At 68.9% G+C, this 16,052-nt stretch carries 12 protein-coding genes; 6 read left to right on the top strand and 6 right to left on the bottom strand.

The window, feature by feature from the left end; genetic code table 11:
• Window positions 1-21: 21 nt before the first annotated feature.
• The gene (locus OV208_RS05325) at window positions 22-1,527 is read right to left on the bottom strand and encodes a M12 family metallopeptidase (protein WP_267572702.1); all 1,506 of its coding nucleotides are present in this window, start codon (window positions 1,525-1,527) and stop codon (window positions 22-24) included.
• 252 nt (window positions 1,528-1,779) lie between these two features.
• On the opposite strand from OV208_RS05325, the gene OV208_RS05320 reads away from it, so the two are divergent.
• Window positions 1,780-2,517: a TetR/AcrR family transcriptional regulator gene (locus tag OV208_RS05320; RefSeq protein ID WP_267572701.1), complete on the top strand. Its 738-nt coding sequence runs from the start codon at window positions 1,780-1,782 to the stop codon at window positions 2,515-2,517.
• A gap of 13 nt (window positions 2,518-2,530) precedes the next feature.
• Here the strand turns inward: OV208_RS05320 and OV208_RS05315 are convergent, their stop codons facing one another.
• The 3 genes from OV208_RS05315 to OV208_RS05305 all read right to left on the bottom strand — a co-directional run bounded on the left by OV208_RS05315 (window position 2,531) and on the right by OV208_RS05305 (window position 5,523).
• Complete coding sequence (locus OV208_RS05315) at window positions 2,531-3,934, bottom strand: amidohydrolase family protein (protein ID WP_267572700.1); 1,404 nt, start codon at window positions 3,932-3,934, stop codon at window positions 2,531-2,533.
• An 87-nt stretch (window positions 3,935-4,021) separates the two neighbouring features.
• Entirely contained in the window at window positions 4,022-4,660 is a 639-nt protein-coding gene (locus OV208_RS05310; RefSeq protein WP_267572699.1) for a M23 family metallopeptidase, read from the bottom strand.
• Entirely contained in the window at window positions 4,657-5,523 is an 867-nt protein-coding gene (locus OV208_RS05305) for a TolB family protein (RefSeq protein WP_267572698.1), read from the bottom strand. The genes OV208_RS05310 and OV208_RS05305 overlap by 4 nt, the downstream gene beginning before the upstream one ends.
• Window positions 5,524-5,984: 461 nt before the next feature.
• On the opposite strand from OV208_RS05305, the gene OV208_RS05300 reads away from it, so the two are divergent.
• The 3 genes from OV208_RS05300 (at window position 5,985) to OV208_RS05290 (ending at window position 10,564) form a co-directional block, all read left to right on the top strand.
• On the top strand, window positions 5,985-8,063 hold the full coding sequence (locus OV208_RS05300; RefSeq protein ID WP_267572697.1) for a molybdopterin-containing oxidoreductase family protein: 2,079 nt from the start codon (window positions 5,985-5,987) through the stop codon (window positions 8,061-8,063).
• Between the two features lie 130 nt (window positions 8,064-8,193).
• On the top strand, window positions 8,194-8,724 hold the full coding sequence (locus OV208_RS05295) for a type II toxin-antitoxin system HipA family toxin (RefSeq protein ID WP_267572696.1): 531 nt from the start codon (window positions 8,194-8,196) through the stop codon (window positions 8,722-8,724).
• A 79-nt stretch (window positions 8,725-8,803) separates the two neighbouring features.
• Complete coding sequence (locus OV208_RS05290; protein WP_267572695.1) at window positions 8,804-10,564, top strand: Vps62-related protein; 1,761 nt, start codon at window positions 8,804-8,806, stop codon at window positions 10,562-10,564.
• A gap of 21 nt (window positions 10,565-10,585) precedes the next feature.
• Here OV208_RS05290 and OV208_RS05285 read toward each other — a convergent pair whose 3' ends face one another.
• Entirely contained in the window at window positions 10,586-11,494 is a 909-nt protein-coding gene (locus OV208_RS05285) for a CPBP family intramembrane glutamic endopeptidase (protein WP_267572694.1), read from the bottom strand.
• A gap of 203 nt (window positions 11,495-11,697) precedes the next feature.
• Between OV208_RS05285 and OV208_RS05280 the strand changes: the two genes are divergently transcribed.
• Window positions 11,698-13,017: a ferritin-like domain-containing protein gene (locus tag OV208_RS05280; RefSeq protein WP_267572693.1), complete on the top strand. Its 1,320-nt coding sequence runs from the start codon at window positions 11,698-11,700 to the stop codon at window positions 13,015-13,017.
• Window positions 13,018-13,149: 132 nt separating this feature from the next.
• On the opposite strand, the gene OV208_RS05275 is transcribed toward OV208_RS05280, so the two are convergent.
• Entirely contained in the window at window positions 13,150-14,424 is a 1,275-nt protein-coding gene (locus tag OV208_RS05275) for a DEAD/DEAH box helicase (protein ID WP_267572692.1), read from the bottom strand.
• A gap of 176 nt (window positions 14,425-14,600) precedes the next feature.
• Between OV208_RS05275 and hflX the strand changes: the two genes are divergently transcribed.
• The gene (hflX, locus tag OV208_RS05270) at window positions 14,601-16,025 is read left to right on the top strand and encodes a GTPase HflX (RefSeq protein WP_267572691.1); all 1,425 of its coding nucleotides are present in this window, start codon (window positions 14,601-14,603) and stop codon (window positions 16,023-16,025) included.
• The last annotated feature ends 27 nt before the right edge of the window (window positions 16,026-16,052 follow it).

Below are 16,052 nucleotides of genomic sequence, written 5' to 3'. Positions count from 1 at the left end.
GGGGCGGGCGACGGTGGGCCACTACCAGCCGTTGTTGAACCAGGAGTGGCGCAGGGTGTTGTCCGTGCCGCGATAGAAGACATCCAGCCGGCCGGGACCCCAGCTCGCGACATCCGGCGCGGAGGTCATCTCACCGCCCAGCCACTGCCAGCCGCTCCAACCGGAGCCCGCCCACGTGTTCACCCAGAGGCTGTTGTCCGCGCCCCGGCCGAACACCTCCAGACGGTCGAAGCCGCGCGAGACCGCCGCCGGAGCGGAGGTGAAGGTGCCGCCCAGCGAAGCCCAGGCGCTCCAGCCCGTGCCAGTCCAGTACTTGTGGAGGATGGAGTTGTCGGAGCCCTTGGCGAACAGGTCGATGCGGTTGGGTCCCCAGCTCACCGCGGCCGGATCCGACGTCACGACGCCCGGAATCACGGTCCACGCCGTCCAGCCCGTCCCCGTCCAGGCCTGCTGGTAGAGCTGGTTGTCGTTGCCCCGGCCGAACACGTCCAGCCGGTTCGCGCCCCAGGACGCCACGGCCGGGCCGGAGGTGAAGGCGCCGCCCTGCGAATACCAGGGGCTCCAGGTGGAGCCATCCCACGCCCTGTGGAGCATGGAGTTGTCCGTGCCGCGCGCGAACACGTCGATGCGGTTGTAGCCCCAGCTCACCGCCGCCGGATCGGAGGTGATGGCGCCGCCCCCGAGGAGACCCCAGCCGCTCCAGCCCGCGCCCGCGTAGTATTGGTGGTGGAGCTGGTTGTCCAGGCCCCGGACGAACACGTCCAGCCGGTTCGCGCCCCAGGACGAAGCCGCCGGGCTGGAGCTCAAGCCGCCGCCCAGCGACTCCCAGGGGACACCGTAGGTGATCTTCGCGCCCTGGACGTCCGTGGCGCTCAGGTTGCCATCCCCGTTCCAGGCCGGGTTGCAGTAGTTCATCACGGAGCCCAGGTCCCACGGCCCGATGAGCCAGTCACCCGAGGAGCCCTGCGCGGGTTCGGTGCAGGTGGAGGGCCGGTCCGGACGGTTCTGCTCGTGGGCGTAGCCCAGCGCGTGACCGAACTCATGCACCGCGATGGCGTCGATGCAGTACTTGAGTCTGCTGGCGCACGACTGTCCCCAGTTGGCGAACGTGAAGTTGAGCACCATGCCCTGGGCCATGCCGTTGAGGCCGTTGCCCAGCGCCTTCACGTGCGGGCCCACGTCGCTGATGTTGATGCGCACGCCGCTGGACGAGAACGGACACGTCCCCCAGCCGTAGAAGCGCACACTCGAGTTCGCCTCCCACGTGCGCGTCACCGCGTCGCGCACCCACTGCCGCTGGGTGGCATTGCCGGCGGCCGGGTTCTCCCAGCACACGGGGATGGTCAGCGGCCACCACAAGGTGGAAGACGCGACGTAGAGTTCGGCCTCGCTGTGCCGCAGCTCTCCTGGAGGCGTCTGCTCGGAAGGCATGGATGCCTCCGGCGCGCTTCCACAGCCCATCAACGACCCGAATCCGAGCGTCGCGATCAACGCCATCCCCAGGCGCTGCGTGTTTTTCTTGAACATGTTTTCCCCTCTTGTGTCCGCCCGCTCCTCGGACGGGGCCTGTATGGCCCACGCATCCCCGGGCAGGACACGCCATGTTCTGACACAAAGCCTGACGTACTGGAAGTGTAGACAGGCAAATCCAGCGCGTGCAGGAAATTCTCCAGATACTGGTTTCGAGGAAGCGTTGCACCTGTCTCGTGAATCACAGTCTCTTCTGGCGGGCGGGATATGCTCTGTCGCATGACCTCCGGCAAGAGCAGTCCCCGAAGCGTGCGTAGGCGTCGGCCGCGGCTGTCGCGGGACACCGTGGTGGAGACCTCCGTCGCGCTCGTCCGAGAGCAGGGGTTTCGACAGCTCTCCATGCGGGCGCTGGCCGAACGGCTCCGGGTCACGCCCATGGCCATCTACAAGCACGTCGCGAACCGGGACGCACTCGTGCTCCTGTGCGCCGAGGCCCTCCTTCAGCCCCTGGTGTTGTCCGTGGAACAACGTCTGGTGTTGCCTGTGGAGCAACGTCTGGTGTTGCTTGCGGAGCAACAGGACCCGGTGGCGTGGCTCCGGCAGCTCGCGGGCCGTCTGCGCGCCGTGGGTCTGGCGCACCGGGGGCTGATGGCGTTCCTGTTGGAGCAGGGCCCTGTTGTCCATTCCGCGCTCGTCATCCTGGACCGGACGGTGAGCAAACTGCATGCCGCCGGCATCCCATGGAAGGAGGCGGGGGCCCTGCACAACACGTTCTTCTCCTGGCTGGCGGGGGCCATCCACCGGCAGGAGCCGTGGGACGTGGGGCCTCCGGGGACGCCCCCTCCGTTCGAGCGGTTCTTCGCGGCGGCCCAGGCGCTCCCCGCCAGGGACTACCCGGGGCTCGCCCACAGCGTGCCGCACATGCGGGCCACCGACGTGGAGCGGGAGTTCGAGGCCAGCCTGGGTTTCATGCTGGAGGGCATCCAGCGGCGCATCGACGCACGACAGGTCCCCGCGCGGAAGCGCCCCTCACGTCGCCAACGTTGAGGCTGGCTTCGCGTCACGAGTCCTTCGTGCCGCCAGCGCTTCCCATGTCCCAGTGCGCGGAGAGCTCCGCCCGTTCGCCCAGGAGCGCGTCCGGTCCACCCACGCGGGCGAGCACCGCGTCGCGGGCTTCGATGACCCGGCGCCGGACCGTCGTCAGGTCCACGTCCACCAGGGCGCCCTGGAACTTCGCCCACCGTCCGCGCACCATCACCGATTCGACGTTGCCCGCATGCGCCTGGAGCACCACCGCGTCGCGGGGACGGTTGAGCGGCGTCAGGTTGAGCGCATCGGCGGCGAGGACGATGAGGTCCGCGTCCTTCCCCGGCCGCAGCGAGCCCGTGACGCGTCCCAGCCCCAGGGCCTCCGCGGCGTCGAGCGTCACCATGGGCAGCATGCGCGCGGCCTTGAGCGCGAGGACCCGGGACAGCCCGTCCTTCTCATGGGCCCTGGCTCGCTCCACCTGGAGGGCCAGCCGCATCGCGGTGAACAGGTCCCCGCCGTTGCTGGAGACGACGTCGCACCCGAGCGTGGTCCGGACCCCCGCGCGCAGCGCGCGTCCGGTGACGGGGAAGCCCATGCCCATCTGCAGCTCTGTCTCCGGCGTCACCGCGACGGCCCCGCCGCTGTCGGCGATGCGCCGCAGGTCTTCGTCGGAGCTCCACGTGCAGTGGACGAAGAGCACGTCCGGACCGAGCAGGCCTTCGGCCGCCATCCGCTGCACTTCGCTCGGGCCCGACACGGGCCACGCGGAGCAGTGGGCGGTGATGGGGACACCCAGCTCGCGCGCGGAGAGGAGCTCCGCCCGGCTCTGCTCCCAGGGGACCTGCATCTCCGTCAGCGCGATGCCCATGCGGACGAGCCCGCTGTCGGAGGCCAGCCGGGTGGAGCGCAGGCGTCGGGCGTCCTGGAGTCGGCTCGCGACTGTCGGCAGCGCGGTGCTCTCTTGGGGACCCGCCGCGTAGCCGTAGGCGAAGAGGGCCCTGATGCCGGAGTCCTCCAGCGCCGTGAGCGCGGCGTCCGCGTGCGCGGGTGACTCCACGCAGTGCGAATAGTCCACGAGCGTGGTGATGCCCGCGTCCAGGGCCTCCAGCGCCCCGGCCAGGTTGGCGGCATGCAGGTCTTCCGGCTGGAACGCGGGCGACAGCTTCACGCGCACCGCCGCCAGATAGTCCATCACCGTCCAGTCCGCGCCCAGGGCGCGCAGCGGCGTCTGCCACGTGTGCCGGTGCGCATCGATGAGGCCCGGCAGGAGCAGCTTCCCGCGCAGGTCCACGACGCGACAGTCCCCCGCGTGCAACTGAGGACCCATCGCGACGATGCGCCCGTCCTCCACCAGGACGTCACCTCGCGGCAGGTCCGCCTGTTCGGGGTCGCAGGTGATGATCTCCGCCCCACGCAGCAGCCATCGGTCGCCCATGCGGTGTTCCTCCTGTCAGGCCCAGCGGGTATACAGTGTATACCCGCTGGGCCCGGGAAGGCTTCCCGAGGGGACGACAGTGGCGGTCTACTGGCAGGTGATGCCGGGGAGGCCCCGGTAGGCGCCTTGCGCGGTCCAACGCGTGTAGGGCGTTCCGCAGGAACCCGCGTACGGGTCATCCGTGCCGTAGCCGGGGACCCAGTACTCGAAGTGCAGGTGCGGGCCGGTGGAGGCGCCGGACGAACCCACCCGGGCGATCCAGTTTCCGCAGGTGAGGGTCGTGCCCCGCGCGAACTGCTGGGTGTATGCCTTCAGGTGCCAGTATTTGGTCTGCGTGTTGTCCGGGTGCCGCATGATGATGTAGTTGGCCGTGTAGAGGCCGCAGGCGGCGTAGGGGTTGGCCTGGTCCCAGTAGTTGCACCGGTCGAAATAGCCATCCACGGACGCCTCGACGTAGCCCCGGGCGGCGTTCATGGCCCAGACGCCGTAGTCCATCTTGCTGAACCCGCCGACCAGGGCGTAGTCGATGCCTGTGTGGCCGCTGTAGCGCACGCCACCGCAGGCGTAGTCCCGGCCGCCATAGTCCTTGTAGGCGCTCACCACGCAGCCGCCGTTGCCACACTGGTCGGCGAGCTGTGAGGCGGGAAAGCGGAACATCGTCTGGGCGGAGGACACCGCCGGGAAGGCCAGCAGCGCGAAGGCCAGCGCGAGGGTCAGGGTCTTCACGGCTCACCTCCCACATCCGGAGCCGCATGGCCCGTGCGCACGTTGAGCTTCCAGAACGCACCGCCGCCAGCGTTGTAGCGAAGCACGTCCTCGTTCAGCCACTCCATGTGGTGGGTGGAGACGGGCGGGGGCACGAACTCCTTGGGCGGGCCTCCGAACAGCATCCAGTTCTCCAGGCCGACGTTGGTGAGCTGCCGGGCTGCCGCGCCCTCCACGTTCGTCACGTAGAACGACGCCACGCTGGTCCGGCCGGACACGAACACCACGGTCCTGCCATCCGGGGAGATGCTGGGCGTCGCGTCCACGCCAGGGCCGTCCGCGAGGACCTTCACGCGACCCTGGAGGTCGATGATGCCCACGGCGGTCTCATGCGGTCCCTCGCTGCTCATCAGCAGCGTGGCGACGAGCGCGTCTCCCTTCGCGGTGGGGAACAGGTCCCCGCCCACGCCTCGTGCGAGCACCCGGTCCTGGCCATTGGCGTCGCGCATGCGCAGGGTGCCGTCACCCTCCAGCAGCGCCACGTCCGTCCCCACCGAGCGGGCTTCGCGGTACTTGAACTCGCGGTCCACCACGCGCACCGCGCCGGTGGCTTCGTCGTAGCGGACGATGGCCAGCAGCGGCAGCTCGTCCGTGCCCAGGGGCTCCGTCGGAATCTCCGCGACGACGCCCGCCAGCATTCCCCGGCCCTGGCCGAAGAGGTGGATGAACCGGGCCTTGGGGCCGAACTCCTTCGCGACGGCGGGGACCAGGGACTCACGCGCCTTGGTGACACGGCGCAGATCCGCCGGATTCAGGCGGTCCGCCGCCAGGGCGCTGGTGGCCGCCAGCGTCAACACGGTGAGTGTCAGGAATTGCTTTCGCATCTCGCTCCAGGGGAGGGGGAAACAACGGGTGAGGATGTGTCGACAGGGTTTTCTCGCAACCCGTGAATGAGTTGCTTTGAAAGTGGTTATTCGCGTAATGCTTGAAAATTACATGTTTGTCGTCAGGGGGCCCACGGCTGAGCTGTCCCCTCATTTGAAGGTTCTCCTCGGAGGCTCCATGGGCAGCCGAGGGAGCAGGCTCCGAGGGAAAGCTGAAGTACCGCCCCGACTTCCCCCGCGCCCTCGGCTGCCTTGAGGACGCCCGTGGCTTCTGCCGCGACTTCTTCCGCTGGTACAACGAGCGGTTACCGGCCAATGCCTTATCTCTCATCGGTTCGTTCTGCTGCCCCATCCCGTCACGTCCTGTTCTCATCCGCGCTGAAGGAGCCGCACCCACAGCCTGTCGGCGGCGACGTGGCTGTCGAGAAAGTGCCGAACGACGGTGTGGTAAATTGTTTCGGATGAGCGCCACAATCACCGAAGACCCAGGAGCGACAGTCGTGCGGAGCGTGTGCCCGCACAACTGCCCGGACACCTGTTCCATGCTGACCACGGTCAAGGCTGGCCGAGCAGTCGAGGTACGAGGCAATCCCGACCATCCGACGACTCGGGGCTTCCTCTGCGCGAAGGTCTCTCGGTACCTGGAGCGTACCTATCATGCCGGCCGCGTGCTCCACCCGATGCGCCGCGTGGGCGCTAAAGGTGAGGGGCGCTTCGAGCCGATCTCCTGGAAGGAGGCGCTCGACGAGATCGCGCACCGGTTCAAGGAGATCATCGCGGTGTGGGGGGCGCAGGCAATCCTGCCGTACTCGTTCAGCGGCACGCTCGGGCTCCTACACGGCAGTTCGATGGATCGACGGTTCTTCCACAAGCTCGGAGCCTCGCTCCTCGATCGCACGATCTGCGGCTCCGCCGGTATGGTCGGCATGGCCTACAGCGTGGGTAGTTCCATGGGCATGGATACAGAGTGCTTCGAAGGAGCGCGCACGATCCTCCTGTGGGGCACCAACACGCTGACCTCGAATCCCCACCTCTGGCCGTTCGTCACTGCGGCGCGCAAGAGAGGGGCGAGGGTGATAGCGATTGATCCACGGAGGACGCGGACCGCAGAGCAGTGCGATGAGCATATCGCGCTGCTGCCAGGGACTGACGCGGCGCTGGCGCTCGGGATGATGCACGTCATCTTCCGTGACGGCCTGGGCGACGAGGATTATATGGACCGATATTGCGTGGGCCGGACCGAGTTGGCAGAGCGCGCCGCCGAGTACCCGCCTGAGCGGGTCGCGGCCATCTGCGGGATCCCAGCGGCGACTGTCGAGGCCCTCGCGGTTGAATACGCGACGAGCAAGCCTGCAGCCATCCGCCTGAATTTCGGGATGCAGCGCCACGCCGGCGGAGGGATGGCGGTGCGCGCCATCTCGTGCTTGCCAGCGGTGACCGGCGCATGGCGCTCCGCATCTGGCGGTGTCCAGCTATGGACCTACGAAACCTACCCGGTCAATCATGCCGCGTTGCAGCGTTTTGAGTTGATCCCGCCCGGCACCCGCACTCTCAACATGGTCGAACTCGGGCGGATCCTCACGGAGGTCACCGACCCACCCGTCAAGGCCCTCTTTGTCTACAATTCGAATCCAGCCAGTGTGGCTCCCGACCTGGAGCGCGTAAAGGCCGGGCTCCGGCGCGAGGATCTCTTCACGGTCGTTCACGACCAGTTCCACACGGACACGGCCAACTTCGCGGATCTCCTCCTCCCGGCGACCACGCAGCTTGAGCACGTGGATATGCACATCGGTTACGGTCACCTGTATGTCATGTGGAACGCGGCGGCAATCGCGCCGCTCGGCGAGGCCGTCCCGAATACGGACCTCTTCCGGAGGCTCGCGGCGCACATGGGCTTCAGCGACCCGTGCTTCCAGGACAGTGACGAGTCCATGGCACGGCAGGCGCTGCAGAGCGAGCACCCATGGCTCGCGGGGATCACACTTGAGCGCGTTCAAGCCGAGGGATCGGTGCGCCTGAATGTTCCGACGCCGTTCGCGCCGTACGCCGAAGGAGGCTTCTCGACGCCCTCCGGCAAGTGCGAGCTCTTCTCCGCGAGGATGGCCCGCGACGGCCATGACCCGCTGCCGACATGGACTCCCCCACGGGAGAGCAGCGCGTCGAGCCCTGAGCTCTTTGCACGCTATCCGCTGGCGCTGATCTCACCGCCCGGTCATTACTTCTTGAACAGCACGTTTAGCAATGTGCTGGCGCGCTTCGAGAAGGGCCCGCACCTGGAGATCCACCCCATCGACGCGGCAGCGCGCTCGATCATCAGCGGCCAGAGGGTACGTATCCGGAACGATCGCGGTGCGTTCCTGGCCGAGGCCGTCGTGACGGAGAAGGCGCGACCGGGGGTGGTCGTCGCTCCGTCGCTCTGGTTGAGCGCGCTCACACCTGACGGGCGGAACGTGAACCACACGACTTCGCAGGCGGTGACCGACATGGGCGGCGGGGCGACGTTCTACGATAACCTCGTGGAGGTCGAGGGAGCGAGCTGAGCGGGGAACTCGGCGACGCGAGCGCAGCCTCGGTCTGGCGCATCCACGCTTTCATTCGCGGCGCTCCCCCAAGCAGGTGAGGAGGAGGCGAGAGCGGGAACGAACGGAGCGCGGCTATCTGTGACACCGGATGGTCAGTGCCCTGACGGTGCTCCGCGCCGATGAGAGTCCACGCGTGGGTCCGAATGAGCGCAAGACGTGGTCATACATCCTGTTGGCGGATGAGTTGAAACGCTGGGTCAGCGAACCGGGAGAAGTCCTGCGGGAGTTGTTCCGCCGGATGGTGTTCAACGCGCTTGTTTCGAACATCGACGACCATCCGAGGAATCATGCGCTCATCGCATCCGGGGCCCATTGGCGTCTGTCGCCTGCCTACGACCTGACGCCAGCGCCGCAGGCCAGCACCGAGCGCGATCTGGCGATGGAGGTGGGACGCGCGCAGCCTCGCCGAGCCAATCGCCGCAACCTCTTGAGTGAATGCGTACGCTTCCGACTGTCGAAAGAAGAGGCCACCCGCATCATCGACACGATGCATCAGCACGTGTCACTCCGGTGGCGTGACGTCGTCCGAAGCTGTGGGGGCACCGAGGCGGACGTGAGCGCCATTGAACGGGCCTTCGACTACGAGGGCTTCGAGTACGGCTCCGACCCTCGGGGGTGAAGGCCGCACTCAGGGTATGGTCCCGGGCTCCCCATTCCCCCGGGTTCCCATGGTCCCAAGGCAATTCCTTTCCCTCGTCGTGTTCGCGACGACTTCACTCCTGGCGAACACAGCCCAGGCCAACACTGTCTACGGCGCGTGGCAGGGCTCGGGTGGACAGAGTCCCTCGAGTCCGGGCAACCGGGTGTTCCTGCTCGATGCTCAGGCGGCCTCCGCGGTGACGTTCACGCTGACGTCCGCAGCGGATGCGTGGCTGTACCTGCTGGATGTGAATGGCACCATCCTCGCGCAGGACAACAACGGCGGGGGCGGCACGAACTCTCGACTGGCCGTCACGTTGTCCCCGGGCAGCTACAAGCTGGTCGCGGCGACCGCGCTGGCGGGGCAGAGCGCGGAGTTCACCTTGAGCGCGGACACGGTGGCGCTGCGCTATCCGAAGTCACTGGAGCTCAAGCCCACGAGCCGCTTCGCCTGGATCTACGATGATCACGGCACCGGCGCGACGAACGACATCTCCGTCTGGCGCCCGGACCTCTCCCAGTCCCCCGGCTTCTTCTCGCTGGGCGATGTCGCCATGTCCAACCGGGGACAGGCCCCCGCGACGACGTTCCTGGTGCGCGGCGAGGGCGAACTGCTGGCGCGTCCGTCCAACTACAACTGGATCTGGAGCGACTCCGGCTCCGGTGGAACGCACGACGCCTCCTTCTGGGAGCCCGTCGCGCCGGCCGGCTACACCTGTCTGGGCCACGTCGCGGTGCTGGGCTACTCCAAGCCCTCCACGGACCTCATCCGCTGCGTGCGCAGCGAATACGTGCTGCCCGCCAACCCCGCGTGGGTCTGGGACGACAGGGGCTCCGGCGCGAACGACGACATCGGCGTGTGGCAGGCGGTGGCGCGCGACCACCGCGGCCTGCCCGCGTCCACCTTCATCTCCCGTCCCAGCCACGGCGATACGGGCGGAAGCCGCTACTGGGTCCTCAACAAGAGCGCCACGTCCAACCCGGAGCTGCGCGGCCTGCCGGTGGACGCGCAGGCGGTGGCCACGTTCGCGCCCCGCGTCTGGCTGCACCCGGAGGAGGCCTACTTCCCGTCCTCCACGCAGTTCCACCTGGCCAACGTCCACGAGGAGAACGGCCACCTGGTGACGAACCAGGCGCTGGGCTGTGACTCCTGCACGGATCCGCAGTTCCTGGACGGTCAGCGCCCCAACCAGACGTCCGTGCCCGTCTACGCGCAGGTCATCCCGCGCACCCAGGGCGGCCAGCCGACGAACGTCACGGACGTGCTGTATTGGAATTTCTATCCCTACAACAATGGCAAGCGGGTGTGCATTGGTTGGTATTCGCCCTGGGGTTGCGTGGGTGGCTATTCCACCTTCGGCAACCACGTGGGCGACTGGGAACACCTCACCGTGCGCTTCGTCGACGGGCGCCCCTCGCAGGTCTACCTGAGCCAGCACGCGAACGGGCAGCTCTTCACCTTCGGCGACAAGGCCGTGTTCCTCGCGGGCTGGCATCCGGAGGTCTTCTCCGCCAATGGCTCGCACGGGCTCTACCCGGACGCGGCCCGGCACATCTACGAAACCATCTTCAACGGTGACTTCCTGGCGGACGACACCGGGGCGGGGCTCGCGTGGGACACCTGGAACAACGTGGTGGCCATTCCCTGGCAGTCGGCGGGGACGTACACGGGCTCCCTCGCCTGGATGAATCTCACGGCGTACTGGGGCAACCCGGAGGGCGGCTGTGACAACCCGACGGGCTACTGCGTGAACAGCGGCGGCCCGTCGTCGCTGCGGAACCGGTCGGTGTATCAGCCGGAGTACATGACGCTGGAGTAGCCACCGGGGCCTGGGCTGCCGTCAAAGTGGCGGCAGCTTGTCCAGGAAGCCTGACTTCGACAGCCACATCACCAACGCGAAGCTGATGGTGTTGAAGGCCGCGTGCGCGACAATCAGGGGCAAGAGCCGTCCCCGGAACCAGAAGACGAACCCGAACCAGGCCCCGATGACGAAGGTCTGGAAGACGGCGAGGATGCCTTCGTAGAAGTGGCCCACGCAGAAGAGCAGGGCCGCGACCAGCACCGCGGGCACCCAGCGGCCCAGCACTACGCGCAGGCGGGGCACGAGGAAGCCTCGGAAGACGAACTCCTCGAAGCCCGTCACCACCACCATGATGGCCGCGAAGGCGGGCACGCCCAGGCCGGTGTCCATGAGCGCGGTGGCCATGCCCTTGCGCGCCAGCATCTCCTTGCCGGCCAGCTTCAACGCCACGGCGACGGCCGCCATGGGCACCGACGCGGCGATGTGCACCGCGTAGGTGGCGGCGAGCACCGGCACGCCGAGGAGCAGCTCCTTCGCCCAGCCCTCGCGCACCAGCCCCATCTGCGCGGGCCCCTGGCCGTCGCGCCACACCAGCACGGCCACCAGGAGGATCATCCCCAGGGCACGGATGCACAGGGGCGCCATGGACATGGAGAAGCCCTTCTCCTGCTCCGCGGCGGTGGCGACCCACGCGCCCGCGCCCGTGCCGCCCAGCGCCACCAGGAGCCCCAGGACGCCCAGCCAGGCCCCCGCGCGCGTGGCCTCCCAGGGGCGCAGCAGGGCCAGTCCCCAGGCGAGCAGCACGACCGCGAGTACGGCCAGGACGACCCGACCCGCGGGGCCCGCCGACGAGGGCCCCAGGACGGCGAGGAACACGAACGCCGCTTCGGACAGCGCCCGGCGCCTCGACGGGGCGTTCTCCAGCAGCACGGCGACATCACGACGCACGGGGTGTTCCTCCGGTCCAGGTCCACGGGGCAGGGGCCTCGTGGGATTCCGGACACGCTAGCGGCTTCGCCCTCAGGTTTCTGATCCCTCCTCGGTTTTCCGCGCGGGCGACGCGCGCTTTCCAACGGGAGCGCCGGGGGAGGGAAGGGTGGCATCCTCATTGCTCCTGCGGCCGGGGCACCTCATCCCCTGGGAGTCGTTCCTTGAATGCACGTCGACTGCGCCACCTCTTCTCACGGGCCCTGCGGACTTCGCTCGCCACCCCGCTGGTGCTGGCGGGCTGCGGCTCCGATGCCGTGGACCTGGAGGGCTATGCGCCCATCGCCTGCGACGACAACGTCCCCGCGGTCAGCGACCTGACCCTCTCCCCGCAGCCGGACTACCTCCAACTGCGCCTGCTCGAGAGCTACCAGGAGCCGCCCTCCTTCGACGGCACGGCCACCTCCGGGACGGCGTGCGCGACGGCCTCGGATGTCCCGGCGTGTCAGGAGGCCCTGGCCGCCACCCTGCCGGAGGAGGGCTTCCATCACAGTTGCTTCCAGCTCTGCGCGGATTACTTCCTGGCGACGACGCGGGGCGACGAGGTGAAGACCTATTCGACGTTGGAGGCCCTCAAGGGACTGTTGGGCACCATCGACACCGCGCAGGAGGCGACGCTGGTGGCCTTCGCCGCCGGCTATCAGATGAGCTGTGGGGAACTGGAGCGGGGCGCGGTGAAGCAGAACGCGGAGGGCACCTTCAACGTCATCGGCACCCGGGGGTACAGCTGTGGCGAGGGCACCCAGGTGACGCAGCACGTGCTGGAGGTGTCCGCCTCCGGTGAGGTCCGTGAGCTGGAGCAGCACGTCGTGGAGAAGGGCACTGGCGCTTGCGGCGTCGGACGGCGGCCCGTAGGGCTCCAGGTCGCGGGGGCGTGCGAGAGCCCGGACGCGCTGGGGCGCTACTTCGCGGAGGTCGCGCACCTGGAGGCAGCGTCCATCCATGCCTTCCTGCGGCTGCGCAAGGAATTGGCCCTGCACGGCGCGGGTCCGGACCTCCAGGCCGCGGCGCTCGCGAGCGCGGTGGACGAGGTGCTGCACGCCGACGTGACGGGGAGGCTCGCGCGCCGCTTCGGTGCCACTCCGCCGTCACCCACCGTGACAGAGCTGCCGGAGCGTCCGCTCGCGGAGGTCGCGCGGGACAACGCCGTGGAGGGCTGCGTGCGGGAGACGTACGGAGCGCTGGTGGCCCACCACCAGGCCCTGCACGCGCGCGACACCGGAGTGCGCGAGGCCATGGCCCGCATCGCCGAGGACGAGACGCGGCACGCCGGGCTGTCCTGGGACATCGACCGGTGGGTCCGTCCGCGTCTCTCCGCCCAGGAGCGGGACGCGCTGCGGGAGGCCCAGCGGCGCGCGGTGGCGCTGCTGCGCGAAGAGGTCGCGGCGCCGCTCGACGCGGGGCTCGTCACGGAGGCGGGACTGCCCACGCCCAAGGTTGCCCTGGCCCTGCTGGATACGCTGGAGCAGGAACTCTGGGGCTGAGCAGACGGGCTCACGGCGCCGGAGGCCCTGGCGCCGTGAAGCCGCGCAGGAGGCTCGCAACGGTTCGCGAGCCATTGCGCGCAGGTCATTGATTCACCGCGTGGGCTTCCCAGGCGCGGTGAAGTTCGTGTGCTACGGCTTGCGCTTCGGCGGGCGCACGGCAGCGGCGGCAGCGGCGGCTTCGCGCAGCTTGTCCTTCTTGCTCTTGCGCCGGCCCTTCACGCCGCCGTTTGGATCCAGAGGGGGCGCGGTCGTCGAGGCCTCTTCCGTCGGCTCGAAGCCCGGCACCTGCTCGCGCGCGATGTCGAGCTGGTGGCGCTTCTCGATGAGTCGGAAGTGGGCTTCGGTGTCCGCGCTGACGAAGCTGATCGCCACGCCCTTGTCGCCCGCGCGCCCCGTGCGGCCGATGCGGTGCACGTAGTCCACGGTCGAACGGGGCAGGTCGTAGTTCACCACCGCCGGCAGCTGCGCGATGTCCAGGCCGCGAGCAGCGACGTCCGTGGCGACAAGGACGCGTACGCGCTTCGCCTTGAAGTCCGCGAGCGCCTGCGTGCGTGCGCCCTGGCTGAGCTCCCCATGCAGCGATGTCGCGGCGATGCCGGCGCGGTTCAGCTTCAGCGCCACATGGTCCGCCGCGTAGCGACTGGCCACGAACGTGAGCACGTGGCTCCACGCATGCGTCTCCAGCAGGTGCCGCAGCAGCATCGTGCGCCGGGGCGCATCCACCTGGAGGGCCCGCTGGACGATGAACTCCGTCGTGGGCAGCTCCCCGTCGTCCACGTCGATGCGCGTGGGCTCGTGCAGCAACTGCTCCGCGAACGTGCGCACCGCGGGCGGGAAGGTGGCGGAGAACAGCAGGTTCTGACGGCGCGCGGGCAACAGCGCGAGCAGGCCGTTGAGTTCATCGGCGAAGCCCAGCGAGAACAGCCGGTCGGCCTCGTCGAGTACCAGCGTCTCCACCTCGCCCAGCCGGAGCGCGTTCTGCGCCGCCAGGTCCAGCGCGCGGCCGGGCGTGGCCACGACGACGTCCGCGCCGCCCCGGAGCGCCATCATCTGCGGGTTCGCGGAGACGCCGCCGACCGCGAGGCAGGTCTTCAGCGGCTTCTTCAAATAGCGGCCGTACTGCTGGACGGATTCGACGATCTGCGCGGCCAGCTCCCGCGTGGGCACCAGGATGAAGGCCCGCACCGGCCGGACCGACCCTCCGGGACGCGCCCTCAGGGCCTCCAGGATGGGGAGCAGGAACGCGGCGGTCTTCCCGGAGCCCGTCTTCGCCGAAGCCCAGACGTCGCCGCCACGCAGCACCACGGGGATGGTCTCGCGCTGCACCGGCGTGGGTTCGTCGTATCCGAGTTCGGCCACGGCGCGGGTGAGCGCGTCCGACAGGCCGAGCGAAGCGAATGTCATGGGAGGGGAGCCTTGGGGTGGCGCGAGGACGCGGGAGCCTACCCTGCCCGGAGTCCCGCCCCCTCGGCATTCCTGCCCCCTCCCCATCCAGGCAAGGCATCGCCCGGGCCCGGGGAGTGTCGGGTTGTGTGGACTCGCCCCATCACGGGACGGCCCGACGTGTTACGAGCATCCGCATGGCGATATCCACCCTCCCTGAACGTCCGCGTGCCGTCCTCGTCGGTGTCCAGCTTCCGGGCGTCTCGGACGAAGAGCACGCCGCGGACTTCGCGGAGCTGCGCCGGTTGGTGCACACGCTGGGGTACGACTCGGTGGCGACCGTGTCCCAGAAGCGGGAGCGGCTGGCCACGGGCACGGTGCTGGGGACGGGCAAGCTCAAGGAGCTGGCCGCCCTCACCGGGGGCACGGGCGTGATTGCGTCCGGGGCGCAGGACCGGACGACGAAGGCCCGCGAGAAGTGGGAGGCCGCCGCCAACACGGAGCCCGACCCCGAGGACGAGGTCGTCGAAGAGGACGCCGACGACGTGGAGCCGGAGGAGGCCGCATTGCCCCCGCCCTCGGAGGAGGACGACAAGGCGGAGCCCCGGCCCACCGTGGTGGTCGTGGACCACGAGCTGTCCCCGGGCCAGCTGCGCAACCTGGAGAAGGCCACCGGGGCGACGGTGCTGGACCGCGCGGGCGTGATTGTCGACATCTTCCACCGGCACGCGAAGAGCCACGAAGCGCGGATGCAGGTGGAGATCGCCCGGCTCAACTACCTGGCCCCTCGGCTGCGTGAGTCCTCCGGAGGCCGCGAGCGGCAGCAGGGCCGTGGCTCGGGTGACTCGGCGGTGGAGCTGGACCGCCGCAAGATCCGCGACCGGCTGGCGGAGCTGCGCGAGGGACTGGCGGCCATCCAGAAGGACCAGGACCACCGCCGCTACGCACGAAGAGACCAGTTGCGGGTGGCGCTCGTCGGCTACACGAACGCGGGCAAGTCCTCGCTGATGCGCGCGTTGACGGGCAGCACGGTGCTGGTCGCCGACCAGCTCTTCGCGACGCTCGACACCACGGTGCGCGCGATGCAGCCGGAGACCCGTCCGCGTGTTCTCGTTTCCGACACGGTGGGCTTCATCCAGAAGCTGCCGCACGACCTGGTCGCGTCCTTCCGCTCCACGCTGGACGAGGCGCTGGAGGCGTCGCTGCTGCTCTACGTGGTGGATGCGTCGGACCCCACGTGGGCCGCGCAACTGGAGGTCACCCGCACGGTGCTCCGGGACATTGGCGCGGACGCCGTGCCGAGCAAGCTGCTGTTGAACAAGGCGGACCGGCTGGACGCGGCGGCGAAGGAAGCGCTGCTGGCGAAGCACCCGGACGCGCTCATGCTCTCCGCGCATCAACCGGACGACGTGGCGATGCTGCGCAAGAACATCATCGCCTTCTTCGAGTCCTCCATGGTGGAGGCGGACCTGGTGATTCCCTACGCCCGGCAGGGACGCATCAGCGAGGTGTACGAACACACCACGGTGGTGTCCCAGGCCTACGACGAGGTCGGCAGCCGGCTGCGCGTGCGCGGCCTGCCGGGGGCCATCGCGAAGCTCACCCAGTCGTTCCAGGAGTGAGCGCCCGCGCCAGGAGCGCTGGCGCGG

The organism is Corallococcus sp. bb12-1 (genome assembly GCF_026626765.1).
Taxonomy (GTDB): Bacteria; Myxococcota; Myxococcia; order Myxococcales; family Myxococcaceae; genus Corallococcus; species Corallococcus terminator.
This window is presented reverse-complemented; position numbering and strand designations above follow the sequence as displayed.

Bases quoted from the DNA above. Each gene is read 5' to 3' on its own strand.
- OV208_RS05300 (WP_267572697.1), top strand. From the start codon at position 5,985: ATGAGCGCCACAATCACCGAAGACCCAGGAGCGACAGTCGTGCGGAGC.
- OV208_RS05305 (WP_267572698.1), bottom strand. From the start codon at position 5,523: ATGCGAAAGCAATTCCTGACACTCACCGTGTTGACGCTGGCGGCCACC.
- OV208_RS05325 (WP_267572702.1), bottom strand. From the start codon at position 1,527: ATGTTCAAGAAAAACACGCAGCGCCTGGGGATGGCGTTGATCGCGACG.
- OV208_RS05295 (WP_267572696.1), top strand. From the start codon at position 8,194: ATGGTCAGTGCCCTGACGGTGCTCCGCGCCGATGAGAGTCCACGCGTG.
- hflX (WP_267572691.1), top strand. From the start codon at position 14,601: ATGGCGATATCCACCCTCCCTGAACGTCCGCGTGCCGTCCTCGTCGGT.
- OV208_RS05275 (WP_267572692.1), bottom strand. From the start codon at position 14,424: ATGACATTCGCTTCGCTCGGCCTGTCGGACGCGCTCACCCGCGCCGTG.
- OV208_RS05315 (WP_267572700.1), bottom strand. From the start codon at position 3,934: ATGGGCGACCGATGGCTGCTGCGTGGGGCGGAGATCATCACCTGCGAC.